Raw genomic sequence first — 18,988 nt, forward strand, 5'->3', positions numbered from 1 at the left:
CTTCTGCGAACCGTTCGGCTCTCCCAAGCCGGCGGGTTCGCAAGAGGTACAGCGAAAGCCGTGCCAACTCTAAAATCTCAAATAAATCAATTCATTAGATTTTGGATGGGGTCGGAAACGCCCGGCAATAACGTCTCGCTAACCATAATTGCCCGGCAAGATTTTCCCACCGTGTTCCCAAAAGAAAGCTTCCGTTAACCATTGTTACCGTAGCGTTCACTCAACGAAGCGCAGATGCGCTGGGAGCGATTGTTTCGCGTCGTAAGCTTTCTGGCGGCATCGGTTCGACTTTCCGAAGGGGATCCGAAGGCCATGGCTGAGAATGAAGGCGGAGCAGCTGAAGGCGAGGAGCAAGCCGCGCCGAAGAGCAAGCTCAAGCTCATCATCATGGTCGTCGGTGTGCTGGCGCTGCTCGGTATCGGCGGTGCGGCCTACTTCCTTTTCTTCAGCCACAAGGCCGACGAGCATCACGCCGAGGCGCCGCCGCCGAAGCCGCCGTCCTTCGTCGAGGTGCCGGACCTTCTGGTCAACCTCGTCGGCAATCCCGGCGACCGCGTCCAATATCTCAAAGTGAAGATCGTGCTCGAGGTGAAGGAGGAGAAGCAGGTCGAGTCGATCAAGCCGACGCTGCCGCGCGTCACCGACATCTTCCAGACCTACCTGCGCGAGCTCCGGCCGAGCGACCTCAACGGCTCGGCGGGCCTGTTCCGGCTGAAGGAGGAGCTCACCAAGCGGGTCAACGTCGCGCTGGCGCCCAACCAGGTCAACGCGGTGTTGTTCAAGGAAATCGTGATTCAGTAAGGCACGGAAAGCGCAACGACCATGGCGGGCAACGATCCAGTCGACCAAGATGCGATAGCCGCGCAATGGGAAGCCTCGCTTGATTCCGAGGATCCCACAGAGGCCGCGGAAGCCGCAGCAGCCAACGAACTCACGGAATCGATGGCCCTGCAATGGGCCGCGATGGTCGAGGACGGCAGCCGCGATTTCGGCGCCACCAAGAACGGCGGCGAGCGGGTGCTGTCGCAGGAGGAGATCGACAATCTCCTCGGCTTCACCGCGGGCGAGGTCAATCTCGACGACCATTCCGGCATTCGCGCCATCATCGATTCGGCGATGGTGTCCTACGAGCGTCTGCCGATGCTCGAAATCGTCTTCGACCGCCTGGTGCGGCTGATGACGACGAGCTTGCGCAATTTCACCTCCGACAACGTCGAAGTCTCGCTCGACCGCATCACCTCGGTGCGATTCGGCGACTATATGAACTCGATTCCGCTGCCGGCGGTGCTCTCCGTGTTCAAGGCGGAGGAGTGGGAGAATTTCGGCCTCGCCACCGTCGATTCCACGCTGATCTATTCGATCATCGACGTGCTGCTCGGCGGCCGCCGCGGCAACACCCAGCTGCGCGTCGAGGGCCGCCCCTACACGACGATCGAGACCAATCTCGTCAAGCGCCTGATCGAGGTGGTGCTGAGCGACGCCGAGCAGGCGTTCCGGCCGCTGTCGCCGGTGCGCTTCACCATCGACCGGCTCGAGACCAATCCGCGCTTCGCCGCGATCAGCCGCCCGGCCAATGCCGCGATCCTCGTGAAACTCCGGATCGACATGGAAGACCGCGGCGGCAATATCGAGCTGCTGCTGCCCTATGCGACGATCGAGCCGATCCGCCCGGTCCTGCTGCAGATGTTCATGGGCGAGAAGTTCGGCCGTGATCCCGTCTGGGAAGGCCACTTCGCGACCGAGATCGCGCAGGCCGAGATCGCCGTCGACGCCGTGCTCTACGAGGCCGACGTGCCGCTGAAGCAATTGATGCGGCTGAAGGTCGGCGACACGCTGCCGCTCGACATTCGTCCCGACGCGCTGGTCGCGGTCCGCTGCGGCAGCACGATGCTGACGGAGGGGCGGATGGGCCGGGTCGGCGACCGCGTCGCGATCCGTGTCACCAAGAATTTGCGCAAGCCCAATACGACGCTTGCGATGTTCGAAGGCTCCGAAGGCCAGAACAAGATGATGGAGGCCCAATGAACCACTCGCTCGGATTGATCATCGAAAGTCTGGTGGCGGTCCTTCTGGTGCTCACCATCGGCTATTGCATGCTGTTGAACTCCAGGCTGAAGCGCCTGAAGGCGGACGAGCATTCGCTGAAGGCCGTCATCGCCGAGCTGATCACCGCGACCGAGATCGCCGAGCGAGCGATCGGCGGCCTCAAGCTCGCGGTGCGCGACGTCAACGACAATCTCGGCAATCAGCTCGCGGCCGCGACGCAGATGTCCGATCAGCTCCGCAAGCAGCTCGCCGAGAGCGACGGCGTCGTGCGCCGGCTGTCGCGCATCGCCAGCGCCGCGCGTCCCATCACTGCTCCTGAGGCAGCGCCCGAGCCGGCGCCGGTGCCGGCGATCACGACCGAGCCGGTCCGCGTCTCCGGCGCCAAGGCGGTTGCCGCCGCGGCCCAGGCATTCTCTGAACGTCGAAGGACTGGTGGCCTTGCCGCATGAATGCGTTCCGTAACATCCGCGTCATTCCCGTCGTCCTGATCGCTGTGGCCTGCCTCGCGGTGCTGAAGGTGGCTGGCCTCGTGATCGATGGCGGCTACGTGTTCGACTACGATCCGAAGAGCTCCAAGCGGTCCTGGGCGCAGGAGAACCTGGGCTACCCCGGCCGCGAGGACAACGACATCATCACCGGCTCGACCCACGGCGCTCCGAAAGAGAAGAAGGAGGAGGCGCCGAAGCCGGCGGCGCCCGACACCAAGCCCGACGGCATCGTCATCAAGCCCGAGGAGAACCAGCAGCAGGTGTCGCCGGCGGAGAAGGCGATCCTCGAGCGGCTGCAGTCGCGCCGCCAGGAGCTCGAGGCGCGCCAGCGCGAGATCGACATTCGCGAGAGCCTGTTGCGGGCCGCCGAGCAGCGCATCCAGTCCAAGACCGAGGAGATGAAGGCGATCGAGGGGCGCATCTCCGGCGCGCAGGCCGCCAAGGCGGAGGCCGACAACGCACGCTTCAAGAGCATCGTCACGATGTACGAGGGCATGAAGCCGAAGGACGCCGCCAAGGTGTTTGACCGGCTCGAGATGTCGGTGCTCATCGAGATCGCCTCGCAGATCGCGCCGCGCAAGATGTCGGACATTCTCGGCTTGATGACGCCGGAAGCCGCCGAGCGGCTGACCGTCGAGCTCGCGCGCCGTGCCGGCGCCGAAAAGCCGGAAGCGAGTGCGGAGCTGCCGAAGATCGAAGGCAAGATCGTGCCGGTGAAGAGCAATTGAAACCGCATGTTTAATGCGCCCTTAAACGCCGGATCCTAGACTTCCGGCGTGGCGGGGCAGGCGTATCCGTCACGTCCTGCGGCTGTCAAACTGGAACTACTGACCATGGCGCGCACGTCATCCATCGGATTGCGGTCCCGGGCCCGCGCGCGTCTGCGCGCCGGGCTGGCCCTGCTGTCGGCGATCGTCATCGGCCTCGTGCTATCGACGGTCGCGGCCGGCGCTGCGCCGGTGCCGGGGGAGGCGAGCCTCTCAGCCCAGAACGGCTACGCCCGGCTGGTGCTGAAATTCACCGAGGATGTCGGCGCCGACGTCACCACGGCCGGCTCCATCCTGCTGATCAGGTTCGACCGCGCCGCCAACGTGCCGATCGATCGCTGGGTCGATGCGGCGCCGGACTACATCTCCTCGGCGCGCGGTGATCCCGACGGGTCGGCGTTGCGCCTGTCGCTGTCGCGCAAGGTGCGCGTCAACACGATGGTCGCGGGCGAGCGCGTCTTCATCGACCTGTTGCCGGACAGCTGGACCGGCCCGCCGCCGCCGCTGCCCGCCGAGGTCGTGCGCGAGCTGGCCGAGCGCGCCCGCGCCGCCGAACGTGCGCTGCGCCTGCAGCGCGCCGAAGCTGAATCCAAGAAGCGGCCGCCGATCCGCGTACGCGCGCTGGTGCAGCCGACCTTCGTGCGCTTCGTGTTCGAGATTCCCGACGGCGTCGGCATCTCCTCGGTGATGAACGATCAGAAGATGTCGCTGTTCTTCTCGGCGCCGCTCAACTTCGATCTCGCCGACGCCAAGATCGTGTCGCCGCCGAACGTCGCCGCGATCAACCAGCGCATCGACGGCAGCAAGACCGTGGTCGAGATCGGCCTGATCGGCGAGGTCGACGTCCGCGCCTTCCGCGAGGAGAAGAACTACAACGTCGACATCGCCTATGTGCAGCCCGACAAGAAGGTGGCCGCGGTCTCCTCTGACACGCTGCCGGGCGCCAAGGCGGCCGCCGCCGAGAAATCCAACGGCGAGAAGCCGAATGGCGACAAGCCGAAGGCGGCAGCGCAGCCCGAGATCGTTCCGCCGACCTCGGAAACCATCGCCAAGGAGATGAAGCCGGAGCCCAAGCCCGCGATCGCGGCTCCGGCGACCGAGCCCGCGCAGCCTGCCGCCGCGGCGGCTCCCGCGAACGCGGAAGCAGCTCCCGAGGCCAAGGCTGAACCGATGAAGGCTGAACCGATGAAGGCCGAACCGGTGAAGGCCGAGCCCGCGAAGTCCGAAGCCGCAAAGGCCGAGCCGGCGAGCATGGAAGCGGCCAAGGTGGAGACGGCGAAGCCCGAAATCGCCAAGCCTCAAGCGACCAGACCCGAAGCCGCCAAGCCCGACGCGGCCAAGCCGGTTGAGAAGGCCGCAAACGGCGCCGCCACGCTGGAGGCGCTGCGCGACAGCGACGGCCTGCGGCTCACCTTCGGCTTCGGCCAGGTGACGCCGGCGGCGCTGTTCCGCCGTGGCGACACCGTGTGGATGGTGTTCGATACCACGAGGCCGCTCGACGTCGAGCCGATCCGAGCCAAGGGCGGTGCCATCGTCGGCGAGGCCAGCCGCATGCCGCTCGACAAGGGCCAGGCGATCCGCATCCGCCTCAACCGGCCGCAGATGCATTCGCTCGGCAGCGACGACGGCGGCCGCAGCTGGACGCTGTCCTTCGCCGACAAGGGCCAGACCGACCAGCAGCCGCTGATGGTGATGCGCAACGTCACCGATCCCGCGCTCGCCAATGTGATGGTGCCGCTCGCGAACCCCGGTGCCGGCATGCTGCACCGGCTGACCGATCCGGATGCCGGCGACACGCTGCTGGTGGTGACCGCGCCGCCGCCGATCCGCGGCTTCATCAAGCGCCAGGACTTCGTCGACCTGTCGCTGCTCGACTCCGTGCACGGCATCGCGGTGCGTCCGAACTCCGACGACATCGCCGTCGAGATCGCGCCCGACAAGGTGATCCTGGGACGGCCCGGCGGCCTCACGCTGTCCTCGATCGGCTTCTCGCCGGAGCGGGCGCCGACCGCCGTCAGGCCGATGTTCGACATCGACGAGTGGCAGCAGAACCAGACCCAGCCGTTCGGGCCGCGCTTCGATCTCCTGATCAAGGCGGCCGCCAATGCCGAGCCCGAACGCCGCGCCCAGGCGCGGCTGGCGCTGGCGCGCTTCTACATGGCGCGCGGGATGTATCCGGAGGCGCGCGGCATCACCAACCTGATGATCTCCGACAGCGACCCGCGGACCGACGAAACCGCCATGCTGATGATCCATGCGGTGGCGAGCATCCTGATGGGCCGGCCGGAGCAGGGGCTGAAGGACCTCGCGACCTCCTCGATCGGCAACAATTTCGACTCGCAGATGTGGAAGGGCCTTGCCTATGCGCGACAGGGCAAGTTCGCCGATGCGCGCGAGAAGCTGAAGAATGTCGAGTTTGCCATCGCGTCGCTGCCGCTCGACCTGCAGCGGATCGTGATCGCGGACGCGATGAAGTCGGCGCTCGAGATCAAGGATTTCGCCGGCGCCGCCAAGCGCCGCGCCGAGCTCGACGTGATCGGCGTGCCCGCGGACATGAAGCCCGACATCGCCGTGCTGCGCGGCCGGCTGGCCGAGGCGATGGCGCAGGAGAAGGATGCGCTCGACGATTATCGCTTCGCGGTGAACTCCAATGACCGCATGGCGGCCGCCGAAGCCAAGCTGCTCGAGATCAAGCTTCTGCAGAAGCGCGGCGAGATCAAGCCGGCCGAAGCGCTGAAGGAGCTGGAGACGCTGCAGGCGATCTGGCGCGGCGATGTCATCGAGGTCCAGGCCCTGCAGATGATGGCGCAGATGTACGAGGAGGCGGGCCGCTACGCGGATTCGCTCGAAGCCGCGCGCCAGGCCACCCGGATGATGCCCAATTCCGAGATGGCGCGGCAGGCGCAGGATGCGTCGCAGCGCTTGTTCTCGCAGCTGTTCCTCGGCGGCAAGGCCGACGAGCTGCCGCCGGTGGATGCGCTCAGCATGTTCTATGGCTACCGCGAGCTGACCCCGATCGGCCGGCGCGGCGACGAGATGATCCGCAAGCTCGCCGACCGCCTGGTCGGCATCGATCTGCTCGATCAGGCCGCCGAGCTGCTGCAGTACCAGGTCGATCACCGGCTGGAAGGCGCCGCGCGCGCCCAGGTGGCCGCGCGCCTCGCCATGGTCTATCTGACCAACCGCAAGCCGGATCGTGCCCTGGAGGCGCTGCGCACCACCCGCATCGCCGATCTCTCGGGCGAGCTGCGCCAGCAACGGCTGCTCCTCGAGGCCCGCGCCAACAGCGACATCGGCCGGCACGATCTCGGGCTCGACATCATCACCAATGTCGGCGGCCGCGAGGCGATCCGGCTGCGCTCCGACATCTACTGGGCGTCGCGGCGCTGGCGCGAGGCGTCCGAGCAGATCGAGCTGTATTACGGTGACCGCTGGCGCGATTTCCGCCCGCTCAATCCGGCCGAGCGCGGCGACATCCTGCGCGCCGTGGTCGGCTACGCCCTGGCGGATGATGCGATCGGTCTTGCCCGCTTCCGTGAAAAATATGCGCCGCTGATGACCGGCGAGGCCGACAAGCTCGCGTTCGACGTCGCCAGCAAGCCGGCCAGCGGCTCGAGCGCCGAGTTCGCCCAGATCGCCAAGATGGCGGCCAGCGTGGATACGCTCGACGGCTTCCTGCGCGACATGCGCGCGCGCTTCCCCGATGCGACCGGCAAGCCGGAAGGCAAGGACGCCGCCAAGCTGGAGTCCGACCAGACGGGCAGCCTGCCGCGGATCAAGGGCGTCAAGCAGGCGATTGCCGGGCGTTGAGGCCACACCACGTAGCGTCGGAGCCTGATCACATGACCAAGCCGACCAAGACCGAAGCCGAATTGATCGCGCTGGCCAAGGACGAGTTGAAGGCGCGCGCCGACTGCCCGGCGGGGATGGCGATTTCGGTGCTGCGCTGGGGCACGAAATGGGAGTTTCGCGCCAAGGCCGATCCCGGCACCGCCACACGCCCCGGTTATCCGGAGAGCGTGGCGATGCTGGTGAAGATCGGCGACGAACTGAGCAGGCAATACGACGTTGCCGGATGAGCTCGGCTCCGCGCCATGCGTCGGCGCCTGATCAGCGGATGGTGACCGGAGCCTGATCAGGCTCCGGTCATTTGCTCGGGATCAAGCCATGCTCTGGCAGGCGCCCGCTACTTCTTCGGCCTGATCGCGTCGGCCGTCGCCTGGATGAAGGCCTGGATCTTTACGACGTCCTCCTCCTTCAGTTTGCCGGTGAAGTCGGGCATGCCGCGGTCGCGGAACGGTCCGTTGAACACGATGTCCTTCAGCTTGATGATCTCCTCGGCCGGCACGTAGCCGAGATTGCGGATGTTGCCGCCGCGGTCGACGCCGGGCACGCCGTGGCAGGTGGCGCAGGCGGCGACATAGAGCGCGGTGCCCTCGGGCACGTCCTTGGGGTCATATTTCACGCCCTGCAGCAGGCCCTCGGTCTGGTACTTCACGAACTCCGGCAGTTTCGCCTTGGCGCCCACCGCGAAGGTGTAGACGGTGCCGGGCGTACGCAGCTCGGTGGCGCGCGCGGCGAGGCCGTAGACGCCGCCCCAGCCGACCGCGATCGAGACATATTGCACGCCGTCGATCATGTAGGTCGAGGGCGCAGCGACCACGCCGGTGCCCGTCGGGGTCTCCCACAGCATCTTGCCGTTGCGGGCGTCATAGGCGACGAAGCGGCCGTCCGCTGTGCCCTGGAACACGAGATTGCCGGCCGTCGTCAGCGTGCCGCCGTTCCACGGCGAGGCGTGCTCGATCCGCCAGACCTCCTTCTGCTGTACCGGATCCCAGGCGAGAAGCCGCCCGAAGGCCGGCGCCTTCGGCGGCGTCGCGTTCAAGGCGAAGCCGAGATTCCACGCGGTGACGCCGCCGAACTTGCCGGGCGTCGGGGCGTTGTTGACGAAGTTCTTCTCCGGCGTGAGGTTCACCGGGATGTTCTGCGCCGGCAGATAGACGAGGCCGGTCTGCGGATTGAACGACATCGGGTGCCAGTTGTGCGCACCATAGGGGCCCGGAATGGAGTCGTAGGGATCATCGCCGCGCGCGGCGGGCACCTCGATCGGACGGCCATTGGCATCATAGCCGGTCGCCCAGTTCACATCGACGAAGTTTTTGGCCGAGATGAACTTGCCGTTGGTGCGGTCGATCACGAAGAAGAAGCCGTTCTTCGGCGCGTGCAGGATCACCTTGCGCGGCGCGCCGTCGATGGCGATGTCGGCCAGGATCATCGGCTGGGTCGAGGTGTAGTCCCAGTGATCGCCGGGCGTCTCCTGATAGTGCCAGATGTATTTGCCGGTGTCGGCATTCAGCGCCACGATGGAGGCGAGGTAGAGGTTGTCGCCGCCGGACGGGCTGCGGATCTTGCGATTCCACGGCGCGCCGTTGCCGGTGCCGAGATAGACCATGTTCAGCTCGGGATCGTAGGTGATCGTATCCCATGGCGTGCCGCCGCCGCCATTGATCCAGTATTTGGTCGACGGGTCCCAGGTCTTCGCCGCCGCGGCCATCGACTCGTCCTCGAACGGCTTCGAGGGATCGCCGGGGATCGTGAACCAGCGCCAGAGCTGGTTGCCGGTCTCGGTGTCATAGGCGGTGATGTAGCCGCGCGCGCCATACTCCGCGCCGCCCTGGCCGATCACCACCTTGCCGTTGAACGCACGAGGCGCGCCGGTGATGGTGTAGGAATGCTCGTGATCGATCAGCGTGTCCTTTTCCCAGACCTTCTGGCCGGTCGCGGCATCGAGCGCGATCAGCCGGCCGTCATAGGCGCCGACGAACACCTTGCCCTTGTAGACGGCGACGCCGCGATTGACGACGTCGCAGCAGCCCTTGTAGCCGAGCTCGCGCTTGACGCCGGGATCGAACGTCCAGATCTTCTTGCCGGTGCGGGCATCGATCGCATGCACGACGCTCCACGACGCCGTCTGGTACATGATGCCGTCGACCACGACGGGCGTCGCCTCGATGCCGCGCTCGGACTCAAGATTGTAGCTCCAGGCGAGTCCGAGATCCTTGACGTTGTCGGTGTTGATCTTGTCGAGCTTGCTGAAGCGCGTCTCGCCGTAGTCGAGGCCGATGGTCGGCCAATCCTTTGACGTCGCGGCATTGGCCTTGATCATCGCGCTGTCGACCGCGGACATCGTCGCCTTGATGCGGTCCGGCGTCAGCTCCTCAGCCTGTCCGCCCGCCGGAATGGCAAGCGTCACGCATAGCGCGATGGCCGCGCCCAGAGCTGCGCGCGCTCCTTGCCGCGGATACTCTCTCACCTTCATGTCGTTCCTCCCTGGATCTCTCTCGGATCCTGCGATCATCGTAGAGTCCGATGAAAGCGAGCGTCAAGAAAGACGAGACGCGACGCTGCGTGGGAAGGCCTGCATCAACTAATTGTTGCCACGTGATGGCCGCGATGTCCGAACCTTCCTCATTCGACACGGAAAAATTCCCGGTTTGATCGGTGTGTTCAATCCCAATAGCGTGTCGCAAATTTCTGGCTTCACGGCTGCCGCGCGAGCGACTACGATTCCATCATTCATCATCTTTCCAAGACCCGCCTTCGTCTCCGGCTCCCCAAGTGCCGGAGACTTTTCTTTTTGTGCGTGCGTCGTGCGGCCGATGCGATGCGATGCGATGCGCGTGTGCGTCGATCTTCGTCGCGCAGCGCCTGATGTGTTGATCCTCACATCTCGACGTCGGAGCCATGCCGTTGGAGGCACGGACGGTGCGCGCTCGCTCTTCCCGCAAGCGGCAGGCCGATCGCATTCGACCAATCTCAGTCTGTCGCGGAATCATCTCGGGCATGACAACGCCGAGACGGATGAGCGCGACACGTCGATCGTCCGGCGCGATCACCCGGCCGCCAGCAGCGCGATGGGAAATCCCCCCGCCGCGAAGACGTGCGCGCGAGCCGGGCGGGGAGGGAGGTCGGACGATCCATCGATCGACGCGGCGGAGCGGGGCTCGCGCCGGCAGCATGAGCAGCCGGTCGCCGGCTCTACCCGCCGTAGCTCTGCACGAGGCTGCCCGCCACCAGCGACCAGCCGTCGACCAGCACGAAGAAGATCAGCTTGAACGGCAGCGACACCACGACCGGCGGCAGCATCATCATGCCCATCGACATCAGCACCGAGGCGACGACGAGGTCGATGACCAGGAACGGCAGGAACAGCAGGAAGCCGATCTCGAAGGCACGCTTGAGCTCCGAGATCATGAAGGCGGGCACCAGGATGCGCAGCGACAGCTCGTCCGGGGTGGCCGGCGGGGGCTCGCCCGAGAGGTCCATGAACAGCTTGAGGTCCTTTTCGCGCACGTTCTTCTGCATGAAGCCGCGCAGCGGCACGGAGGCGCGCTGGAGCGCGTCCTCGACGCCGAGCTGGTTCTCGACCAGCGGTCGCACGCCATCCTCATAGGATTTCTGCAGCACCGGTCCCATCACGAAGGCCGTGAGGAACATCGCCAGCGCGATGATCACCGAGTTGGGCGGCGCCGTCGCTGTGCCCATCGCAGTGCGCAGCAGCGACAGCACGACCACGATGCGCGTGAACGAGGTCATCATGATCAGGATCGACGGCGCGATCGACAGCACCGTGAGCAGGGCAATCAGCTGGACCGCCCGCTCGGTGACGCCGCCGCCGGTGCCGCCGCCGAGATTGATGCTGATATCCTGCGCGGCCGCGCTCCCCGCGAAAGCGCCGGTGCCAATCAGGACAGCAATGAAAAGAACTCTACGCGGGGAGAGCAGCGATCTCACTGCGAGGACTTCGGACGTCCGAGCAGTGAAGCCATCTCGTCCTCCAGGTTCTCGAAGTTGGTCTTGGCGGGAGCGGCAGCACCCGGAGCCGGCTCGCTGCGCGCTTGGCGCAGCACGGCCGGGCCGCCCGTGGGCGGAGCAGCCGGCTCGGCGGACGGACGCCGCAACGCCGCCTCGAGACGTTGCGCCATCTCCGCCAGATTGGCTTCGGCGCTCTGGTCCATCGGCGGCGGAGGCGGAGCGGCGGGCGGCGACGGCATCTGGGCAACGGGCGGCGGCGGAGGTGCTGCCGCCGCCGCGCGTTCCGCGCGCTCGGCGGTCCTTTCGGCGCGCTCTGCCCGTTCGGCCGCGCGCACCGGCGGCAGCCGGGGGCCCTCGGGACGCGGCGCGTCCGCCGGGCGCTGCGGCTCGGCGGGACGCAGCGCGCGCGGCAATGCCGGCTCGCCGCGAGGCGCTCGCTCCGGGCGGGGCTCCAGCCGCGGCTCGTCACCACCGCGTGGCTCTCCTCGCATCTCTCCACGAATGTCCTGGCGGGGCTCCGCGACCCGGCGCGGGGGAAGCGGCGGTTCCTGCGGGAACGGCGGCGGCTCGCGGCGCTCGGCAGCAGCCGGTGCGGCCCGGCGAACCTCATCGATGAATGACGGCCGCAGCGGACGGGCCGGCGGCTCCGGCATCTGCGGCTCCGCCGGCTCGGCGGCCTCGGCCTTCGGCTCGTTGTCGCTCCATGCCGGTGCATCCGGAAGTGGCGCGATGCGCGCGGCGGGCGGTTCGGCGTTGAGGCCGGGCCGTTGCGGCAGCTGCTCGCGCGCCGGCATGGCGCGCACGATGTTCGATTCGACCACGATGTCGGTCGGTCCGCCGATCATCAGAAGATGCTCTATGTTATCACGCCGCACGAGCACGAGACGGCGGCGGCCATCGACGGCGGCGGCATCGATGACGGCGAGCCGGGGCATGCGGCCGCGATTCGGATTGGTGCCGAGGCGATTCCCTGCGAATCGGCGGACCAGCCAGGCAGCCAGGCCGATCAGCGCCAGCACGGCTACAAAAGCAAAAAAGAACGTCAGTGCCTGCATCTCTGTCCCCGGCAAATACCGCGTCCTTTCGAAGTCTCTCGTCTGTCCAACGCATCGCCGGCAGCGAACGGAGCTTCAGAACCGGAACCAACCTGTTAACGCATAACGGCAGGAACTGCCGTGCGGTGTCTTAATAACCCATGAATCGGCCGGGCCAAAACGACTTCTTGGCGAGGCACAGCGTCCCGGATTGAAGCAGCCTCCCGCTCGAAGAGCGGTACTTTCCTAAGAAATCGTCAAAACCCCGGGATTGTCCCGGGGGGCGGCGCACCACTTCTTAACTCCCTGTTAACCATAAGCGCGGCAATTTCTACCTACCGAATCCGTCCGATAGTCGGACACTAACGAGCAGTTGCAATGTCCATCAACGATCTCCCCGTGCTGTCGGCGTTGCGGACCAAGATGCAGTGGCATCAGGAGCGGCAGCGCGTGCTGTCCGAGAACGTGTCCAATTCCGATACGCCGAATTTCAAGCCGCGGGATCTCGTTGAGCCGAAGTTCAACTCGGCCGGCCAGGCGGTCGGAGGCTTTGCGCCGCTGTCGCTGACGCGCACCAGCACGGCGCACATCACGCCGTCGTCGGGCGATGCCGCGACGTTCGACCAGAACCGCAAGGTCGGATTTCAAACGAGGCCGGCGGGCAACGCCGTCAGCCTCGAGGAGGAGATGCTCAAGGTCTCCGCCAACCAGATGGACTATGCCGCCGCGACCTCGCTCTACGGCAAGAGCCTGCGTCTGTTGAAAACTGCAATCGGCAAGGGCTGAGCCGGAGCTAACGGAGACAGACAAGCATGGCAAACGACACCAGCGATTTCCAGCGCTCGATGAGCATCGCAACGTCGGGACTGCGTGCGCAGGCCGGGCGGATGCGCGTCATTTCCGAGAACATCGCCAACGCCGATTCCACCGCCGCCAAGGCGGGCGGCGATCCCTATCGCCGCAAGGTCCCGACCTTCACCTCGGCGCTCGACCGTGCGCTCGACGCCAAGGTGGTGGCGCTCGGCAAGGTGGTGCCCGATCAATCTTCGTTCCGCGTCAAATACGACCCCAGTAACCCGGCCGCGGACGCGTCCGGCAATGTCAAGTACCCCAACGTCAATCCGCTCATCGAAATGACCGACATGCGTGATGCACAGCGGTCCTACGAGGCGAATTTGAACATCATCGGCGCCACGCGCCGCATGATCCAACGCACACTCGACATTCTGAAGACCTAGGACAGGAACGAAAGTCATGGCCTCCCCAATCTCCGCAGCGAATGCCTATGCAAACTCCGCCCGCGTGCTCGATACCGGTGGTACGAGCAACGCCTTCGGCGGACTCGCACGCGTGCGTGACGTCCTCGGCAATGGCGCCGGAGGCGACAAGGGTGGTCCGTCATTCAGCGCGGTGCTGAAGGATGCGATCAGCAGCGTCGTCGAGACCGGGCGAAAGTCCGACAGCCAGGCGGTCGCGATGGCCTCGGGCAAGGCGAACGTGATGGATGTCGTCACCGCGGTCGCCGAGACCGACGTTGCGGTGTCCACGCTGGTCTCGGTGCGTGACCGCGTGATCCAGGCCTATGAAGACGTGATGAAGATGACGATCTAGGCGCTGCTCTGAACGCGCCCGGCCGCCATGCGCGCCCCGGGCCGTTCGGAGAGGTGCCGTCCGCTGCTGCCGGCGCATCGATGCTGCGCGCCATCCGCCGAAACCGACCGACAATGAGGATTGACACGACATGACCGGTGCCGAAACGCTCGATGTGGCGCGCGATGCGATCTGGACCATCGTGCTGGTCTCGTCGCCGCTCATGGTGGTCGGCCTGGTCGTCGGCGTGGTCGTCTCGCTGTTCCAGGCGCTGACGCAGATCCAGGAGCAGACGCTGGTGTTCGTGCCGAAGATCATCGCGATCTTCGTCACGCTGCTGCTGGCCCTGCCGTTCATGGCCGACGCGATGCATCAGCAGATGATGCGGATCTCGTCGCGAATCATCGGCGGATGAGGCAATGTCCGGCGCTGCAGAGCTGGCCTGTGCGAGGTCGCTGCGAGCGGTCGTGAGAGGCGGTGCGGGGGGCGCCGCAGCTTTCGATCGTGCGCAGTCGGCTGTGCGGGCCGGCGCGCAGGCCGCCTGGTCGCAGGCTGTCTCCTCGAAGACCGTCGTGCCGCATCAGCCCGCGGCCGAAAGGGCCGGAACGGCGGACGATGCGCATCGATATCTCCTTTCTTCCGGCGCTCGCTGCCGTGTTCATGCTGGTCTTCGCGCGCGTCGCCGCCATGGTGATGCTGCTGCCGGGCCTGGGGGAGGTCAACATCCCCGTCCGCATCAAGCTCGCCACCGCGCTGCTGCTGACCATGATCGTGATGCCGCTGCACCGTCAGGCCTATCAGATCGACCTGCAGGCGATGGCGCCGCTGCTCGTGATGATGGTGCACGAGATCGTGATCGGCATCGTGCTCGGCGCGACCGCGCGCGTGACGCTGTCGGCGCTGCAGGTCGCCGGCTCCGTGATCGCGCAGCAGATGGGGCTCGGTTTCGTCACCGCGGTGGATCCGACGCAGGGCCAGCAGGGCGTGCTGATCGGCAACTTCCTCACCATGCTCGGCGTGACCATGCTGTTCTCGACCGACAGCCATCATCTGGTGATCGCGGCGCTGAGCGACAGCTACAAGATCTTCGCGCCGGGCGACCTGGTGCCGAGCGGCGACGTCGCCGCGCTGGCCACCAAGGCGTTCACGGCGTCGTTCAAGATCGGCTTGCAATTGTCGGCGCCGTTCCTGGTGTTCGGTCTGGTCTTCAACATCGGGCTCGGCGTGCTGGCGCGGCTGATGCCGCAGATGCAGGTGTATTTCGTCGGCGCGCCGCTTTCGATCCTGATCGGCTTCCTGATCTTCGGATTGGTGCTGGCCGCGATGATGGGGACCTTTCTCGGCTATTTCGAAGGCGTCCTGCGCGAGCTGATGCCGCGGTGAGGGGAGCCTGACCGGTGGCGGACGAGGGCGATACCGAGGACAAAACAGAAGACCCGACGCAAAAACGCCTCGACCAGGCGCTTGAGCGCGGCGACGTCGTCAAGAGCCAGGAGCTCAACACCTGGTTCGTGATTGCGGCCGCGACGCTCGTGATGTCGTCCTTCTCGGGCTCGATCGGCACCGCCGTGCTGGTGCCGATGCGCAACCTGATCGCCAATTCCTGGATGATCCACACCGACGGCGCGGGCCTGCTCGCGCTGGCGCGCAGCCTGTCGTTCGCCGTGATCGCTGCGATCGGCGTGCCGATCCTGATGGTGATGCTGGCGGCCGTGGCCGGCAACATGATGCAGCACCGCCTGGTCTGGTCGGGCGAGCCGCTGAAGCCGACGCTCAGCAAGATCTCGCCACTCGCCGGCGCCAAGCGGCTGTTCGGCAAGCAGGCCGCGGCCAATTTCGCCAAGGGCCTGTTCAAGCTGATCCTGCTCGGCACGGTCATGGTCATGATCCTGTGGCCGGAGCGGCTGCGGCTCGAATCGCTGCTGCACATGGACGTCGCCGAGCTGCTCGGCGTGACGATCTCGCTGACCACGCGCCTGATGGGCTCGGTCGTCGCGCTGCTCGCGCTGGTCGCGATCGGCGACTATCTGTTCCAGTACCGGCAGTGGTACGAGCGCCAGAAAATGTCGCTGCAGGAGATGAAGGAGGAGTTCAAGCAGTCGGAAGGCGATCCGCACGTCAAGGGCCGCATCCGGCAGATCCGCCAGCAGCGCATGAAGAAGCGCATGATGGCCGCGGTTCCCAAGGCCTCCGTGATCATCACCAACCCGACTCACTACTCGGTCGCGCTGTCCTACGAGCGCGGCATGTCGGCGCCGGTCTGCGTCGCCAAGGGCGTCGACAACATCGCCTTCAAGATCCGCGAGATCGCCAAGGCGCACGACATCCCGATCGTCGAGAACGTGCCGCTGGCGCGCGCGCTGTATGCCACCGTCGAGATCGACGAGGAGATCTCGGTGGAACATTATCACGCGGTCGCGGAGATCATCGGCTATGTGATGGGCCTGCGGCGCAACCTCTCGGGGCGCCCGCAATGACAACCGATTCGGACCCGAGACGGGCCGCAAAATACGGATAAATCATGGAATATCGGCTTGACGGGCTTGCGCTTGACCCGTCGATTCAGGCAGTTGGGGGCGGGAGCCGCGTGAACGGGCTGGGGCTCCCAGCCGACAGGTCGCGTCCTCAAGCCATGAGCGCCGAGAAAGACAACGAAGCGTCACCGGACCAGGTGAGCCTGCCGGAGCGGCCGCGCCGCAGCGGCAGCATTCTGCTGATCCTGCTGGTCGCGTTCGGCCTCGTCGCGGTGGCGATCGCGCTGATGACGATCGGCCGCAACCAGGCGCAGCCCTATATTCTCGGCCTGCTGTCGCTGCTCGCGACCGTCGGCCTGTTCAACCTGTTCGCCTTCGCCGCCGGCATCGTCCGCTTCGCCGACAAGGCGACCGACGATCCTGTGATGGGCGCGATCGCCGATCACGCCTTCGACGGCCTCGCTGTGACCGATCCGCGCGGCCATGTTGTCTACGCCAACGCCGCCTACCTCAGCATGACCGGGGCGGCGAGCCCGCAGGAGGCGAGGCCCGTCGAGCGCGTGTTCATCGGCAATCCCGATGTGTCGGAGGCCGTGTTCCGCCTGCTCAAGGCCGCGCGCGAGGGCAAGCGGCAGCAGGAAGAGGTGCGCATCACCGCGGCCGAAGGCGGCCAGGGCCGCTGGCTGCGCATGCGCGTGCGCCCGCTCGGCCAGACCAAGCGCCACGCCCGCTATGCGGTGTGGTCGATCGCCGACATCACGCGGGACCGTGAGCGCCAGGAGGACGTGTTCCAGGAGCTGCAGCACGCGATCGAATATCTCGACCACGCGCCGTGCGGCTTCTTCTCGGTCAATCCTGAAGGCAGCCTGGTCTACGTCAATGCGACGCTCGCCAACTGGCTCGACTACGATCTCGCCGAGATCGGGTCCGGCGGGCTGAAGCTCGCCGACGTCGTGTCCGGTGACGGCGCCTCGCTCCTGACCTCGATCGTCGCTGTGCCCGGCGAGGTCCGCACCGAGGTGTTCGACATCGACCTGAAGATGCGCGGCGGCAAGACCATGCCGGCGCGGCTCTATCACAAGCTCGCCTTTGGCGCCGACGGCAAGCCCGGCGCCTCGCGCACCCTGGTCATCAGCCGCGCCCGCGACGAGCGCTCCGATCCGGAGCGCGCCGCCGAGGTGCGCTTCATGCGCTTCTTCGACCATACGCCGATGGCGATCGCGACCGTCGACCGCGGCGGCGCGGTTGTCCGGGCCAATGCGCGCTACGCCAAGCTGGCGCAGAGCGTCAGCGGCGACGTCGCCGCGGCGAAATCGATCTTCCGCACCGTCAGCCAGCGTGACCGGCATCTGCTGATCGCTGCCATCAACCAGGCGGCGGAAGGTCAGGCGGACATTCCGCCGGTCGAAGTGATGCTGGAGGGCGCGAAGGAGCGCTTCGGCCAGTTCTTCGTCACCGCGGTCGACGAGGACGAGCGCGAGACGGAAGCTGCGATCGTCTATCTGCTCGAGACCACCGAGCGGCGGGCGCTGGAAACCCAGATCAACCAGTCGCAGAAGATGGAGATGGTCGGCCAACTCGCCGGCGGCATCGCCCACGACTTCAACAACGTGCTTTCGGCCATCATGATGGCCAACGATTTCCTGCTGAACGCGCACAAGCCGACCGACCCGTCGTTCCAGGACATCATGCAGATCAAGCAGAACGCGACGCGCGCCGCGACGCTCGTGCGGCAACTGCTCGCGTTCTCGCGCCGCCAGACCTTGCGGCCGCAGGTGCTCGACCTCGGCGACGCGCTGTCGGATCTCACGATGCTGCTGCGCCGCCTGATCGGCGAGAAGGTCAAGCTCGACCTCGTGCACGGCCGCGACCTCTGGCCGGTCAAGGTCGACGTCTCGCAGTTCGAGCAGGTGGTCGTGAACCTCGCGGTCAACGCCCGCGATGCGATGCCGGATGGCGGCAAGCTGTCGGTGCGCACCGCCAACGTCACGTCGGATGAGGCCGCGCAGGGCGGCTACAAGGGCATGCCGGTCGCCGACTACGTCAAGATCGAGATCAGCGACACCGGCACCGGCATTCCCGCCGAGATCCGCGAGAAGATCTTCGAGCCGTTCTTCTCGACCAAGGAAGTGGGCAAGGGCACCGGCCTCGGCCTGTCGACCGTCTACGGCATCATCAAGCAGACCGGCGGCTTCATCTATGTCGACAGCGAGCTCGGCAAGGGAACCTCGTTCCAGATCTTCCTGCCGCGCCACATCGTCGTGCCCGAGGTCCAGCCGGAGCCGCAGGCCACCAACGGCGCGGCGAAGGACGCGGCACCCGCCGCCGAGGCGCCGAAGCCGCGTGCCGACCTGACCGGGCAGGGGACGATCCTGCTGGTGGAGGACGAAGAGGGCTTGAGGGCGCTGAACGCGCGCGGCCTGCGCTCGCGCGGCTACAGCGTCATCGAGGCGTCGAACGGCATCGAGGCCATGGAGGCGCTCGAGGAATGCAACGGCGAGCTCGATCTCGTGGTGTCCGACGTCGTGATGCCGGAGATGGACGGACCGACGCTGCTGAAGGTGATGCGGGAGAAGAATCCCGACATCAAGATCATCTTCGTCTCGGGCTATGCCGAGGATGCGTTCGAGAAGAGCCTGCCGGAAAACCAGCAATTCGCCTTCCTGCCGAAACCCTTCACGCTCAGCCAGCTGGTCGCGGCGGTGAAGGAAACCATGGCTCCGCAATAGGTTACCAGGGTACCCGGACAAGGCGGACGAGCGCGTTCATGCCGC

At 66.2% G+C, this 18,988-nt stretch carries 16 protein-coding genes; 13 read left to right on the plus strand and 3 right to left on the minus strand.

The window, feature by feature from the left end:
- Positions 1 to 312 precede the first annotated feature (312 nt).
- The 6 genes from fliL to ACQR1L_RS26915 all read left to right on the plus strand — a co-directional run bounded on the left by fliL (position 313) and on the right by ACQR1L_RS26915 (position 7,380).
- Entirely contained in the window at positions 313 to 801 is a 489-nt protein-coding gene (gene fliL / locus ACQR1L_RS26890) for a flagellar basal body-associated protein FliL (protein ID WP_434860935.1), read from the plus strand.
- A gap of 21 nt (positions 802 to 822) precedes the next feature.
- On the plus strand, positions 823 to 2,025 hold the full coding sequence (gene fliM, locus ACQR1L_RS26895; RefSeq protein ID WP_434860936.1) for a flagellar motor switch protein FliM: 1,203 nt from the start codon (positions 823 to 825) through the stop codon (positions 2,023 to 2,025).
- Positions 2,022 to 2,495, plus strand: a complete 474-nt coding sequence (locus ACQR1L_RS26900) for a DUF6468 domain-containing protein (RefSeq protein ID WP_434860937.1) — start codon at positions 2,022 to 2,024, stop codon at positions 2,493 to 2,495. Before fliM ends, ACQR1L_RS26900 begins: the two co-directional genes overlap by 4 nt.
- The gene (locus tag ACQR1L_RS26905) at positions 2,492 to 3,262 is read left to right on the plus strand and encodes a MotE family protein (protein WP_434860938.1); all 771 of its coding nucleotides are present in this window, start codon (positions 2,492 to 2,494) and stop codon (positions 3,260 to 3,262) included. The genes ACQR1L_RS26900 and ACQR1L_RS26905 overlap by 4 nt, the downstream gene beginning before the upstream one ends.
- Before the next feature lie 105 nt (positions 3,263 to 3,367).
- Positions 3,368 to 7,111, plus strand: a complete 3,744-nt coding sequence (locus tag ACQR1L_RS26910; protein WP_434860939.1) for a tetratricopeptide repeat protein — start codon at positions 3,368 to 3,370, stop codon at positions 7,109 to 7,111.
- Positions 7,112 to 7,143: 32 nt separating this feature from the next.
- Positions 7,144 to 7,380, plus strand: coding sequence for a hypothetical protein (locus tag ACQR1L_RS26915; RefSeq protein WP_434860940.1), 237 nt, complete (start codon positions 7,144 to 7,146; stop codon positions 7,378 to 7,380).
- Between the two features lie 107 nt (positions 7,381 to 7,487).
- Here ACQR1L_RS26915 and ACQR1L_RS26920 read toward each other — a convergent pair whose 3' ends face one another.
- The 3 genes from ACQR1L_RS26920 to ACQR1L_RS26930 all read right to left on the minus strand — a co-directional run bounded on the left by ACQR1L_RS26920 (position 7,488) and on the right by ACQR1L_RS26930 (position 12,171).
- Positions 7,488 to 9,620 carry a PQQ-dependent dehydrogenase, methanol/ethanol family gene (locus tag ACQR1L_RS26920; protein ID WP_434860941.1) on the minus strand — a complete coding sequence of 711 codons (2,133 nt, stop codon included), beginning with the start codon at positions 9,618 to 9,620 and terminating at the stop codon, positions 7,488 to 7,490.
- Positions 9,621 to 10,339: 719 nt separating this feature from the next.
- On the minus strand, positions 10,340 to 11,095 hold the full coding sequence (gene fliP, locus ACQR1L_RS26925) for a flagellar type III secretion system pore protein FliP (RefSeq protein ID WP_434860942.1): 756 nt from the start codon (positions 11,093 to 11,095) through the stop codon (positions 10,340 to 10,342).
- Positions 11,092 to 12,171, minus strand: coding sequence for a flagellar biosynthetic protein FliO (locus ACQR1L_RS26930; protein WP_434860943.1), 1,080 nt, complete (start codon positions 12,169 to 12,171; stop codon positions 11,092 to 11,094). Before ACQR1L_RS26930 ends, fliP begins: the two co-directional genes overlap by 4 nt.
- Positions 12,172 to 12,528: 357 nt before the next feature.
- Between ACQR1L_RS26930 and flgB the strand changes: the two genes are divergently transcribed.
- The 7 genes from flgB (at position 12,529) to cckA (ending at position 18,943) form a co-directional block, all read left to right on the plus strand.
- Positions 12,529 to 12,936 carry a flagellar basal body rod protein FlgB gene (flgB, locus tag ACQR1L_RS26935; protein ID WP_434860944.1) on the plus strand — a complete coding sequence of 136 codons (408 nt, stop codon included), beginning with the start codon at positions 12,529 to 12,531 and terminating at the stop codon, positions 12,934 to 12,936.
- 26 nt (positions 12,937 to 12,962) lie between these two features.
- Positions 12,963 to 13,388 (plus strand): flagellar basal body rod protein FlgC, encoded by a 426-nt coding sequence (flgC, locus tag ACQR1L_RS26940; RefSeq protein ID WP_434860945.1) that lies wholly within the window; start codon positions 12,963 to 12,965, stop codon positions 13,386 to 13,388.
- A gap of 16 nt (positions 13,389 to 13,404) precedes the next feature.
- Entirely contained in the window at positions 13,405 to 13,761 is a 357-nt protein-coding gene (fliE, locus tag ACQR1L_RS26945) for a flagellar hook-basal body complex protein FliE (RefSeq protein WP_434860946.1), read from the plus strand.
- 130 nt (positions 13,762 to 13,891) lie between these two features.
- A complete protein-coding gene (gene fliQ / locus ACQR1L_RS26950) occupies positions 13,892 to 14,155 on the plus strand; it encodes a flagellar biosynthesis protein FliQ (RefSeq protein WP_434860947.1) in 264 nt (87 codons plus the stop codon).
- A 200-nt stretch (positions 14,156 to 14,355) separates the two neighbouring features.
- A complete protein-coding gene (gene fliR, locus ACQR1L_RS26955; RefSeq protein WP_434860948.1) occupies positions 14,356 to 15,123 on the plus strand; it encodes a flagellar biosynthetic protein FliR in 768 nt (255 codons plus the stop codon).
- Between the two features lie 14 nt (positions 15,124 to 15,137).
- Entirely contained in the window at positions 15,138 to 16,217 is a 1,080-nt protein-coding gene (flhB, locus tag ACQR1L_RS26960) for a flagellar biosynthesis protein FlhB (protein ID WP_434860949.1), read from the plus strand.
- 155 nt (positions 16,218 to 16,372) lie between these two features.
- The gene (gene cckA, locus ACQR1L_RS26965; protein WP_434860950.1) at positions 16,373 to 18,943 is read left to right on the plus strand and encodes a cell cycle histidine kinase CckA; all 2,571 of its coding nucleotides are present in this window, start codon (positions 16,373 to 16,375) and stop codon (positions 18,941 to 18,943) included.
- Positions 18,944 to 18,988: the final 45 nt, after the last annotated feature.

The sequence above is a fragment of the Bradyrhizobium sp. HKCCYLR20261 genome (genome assembly GCF_051168435.1).
Classification (GTDB): Bacteria; Pseudomonadota; Alphaproteobacteria; order Rhizobiales; family Xanthobacteraceae; genus Bradyrhizobium.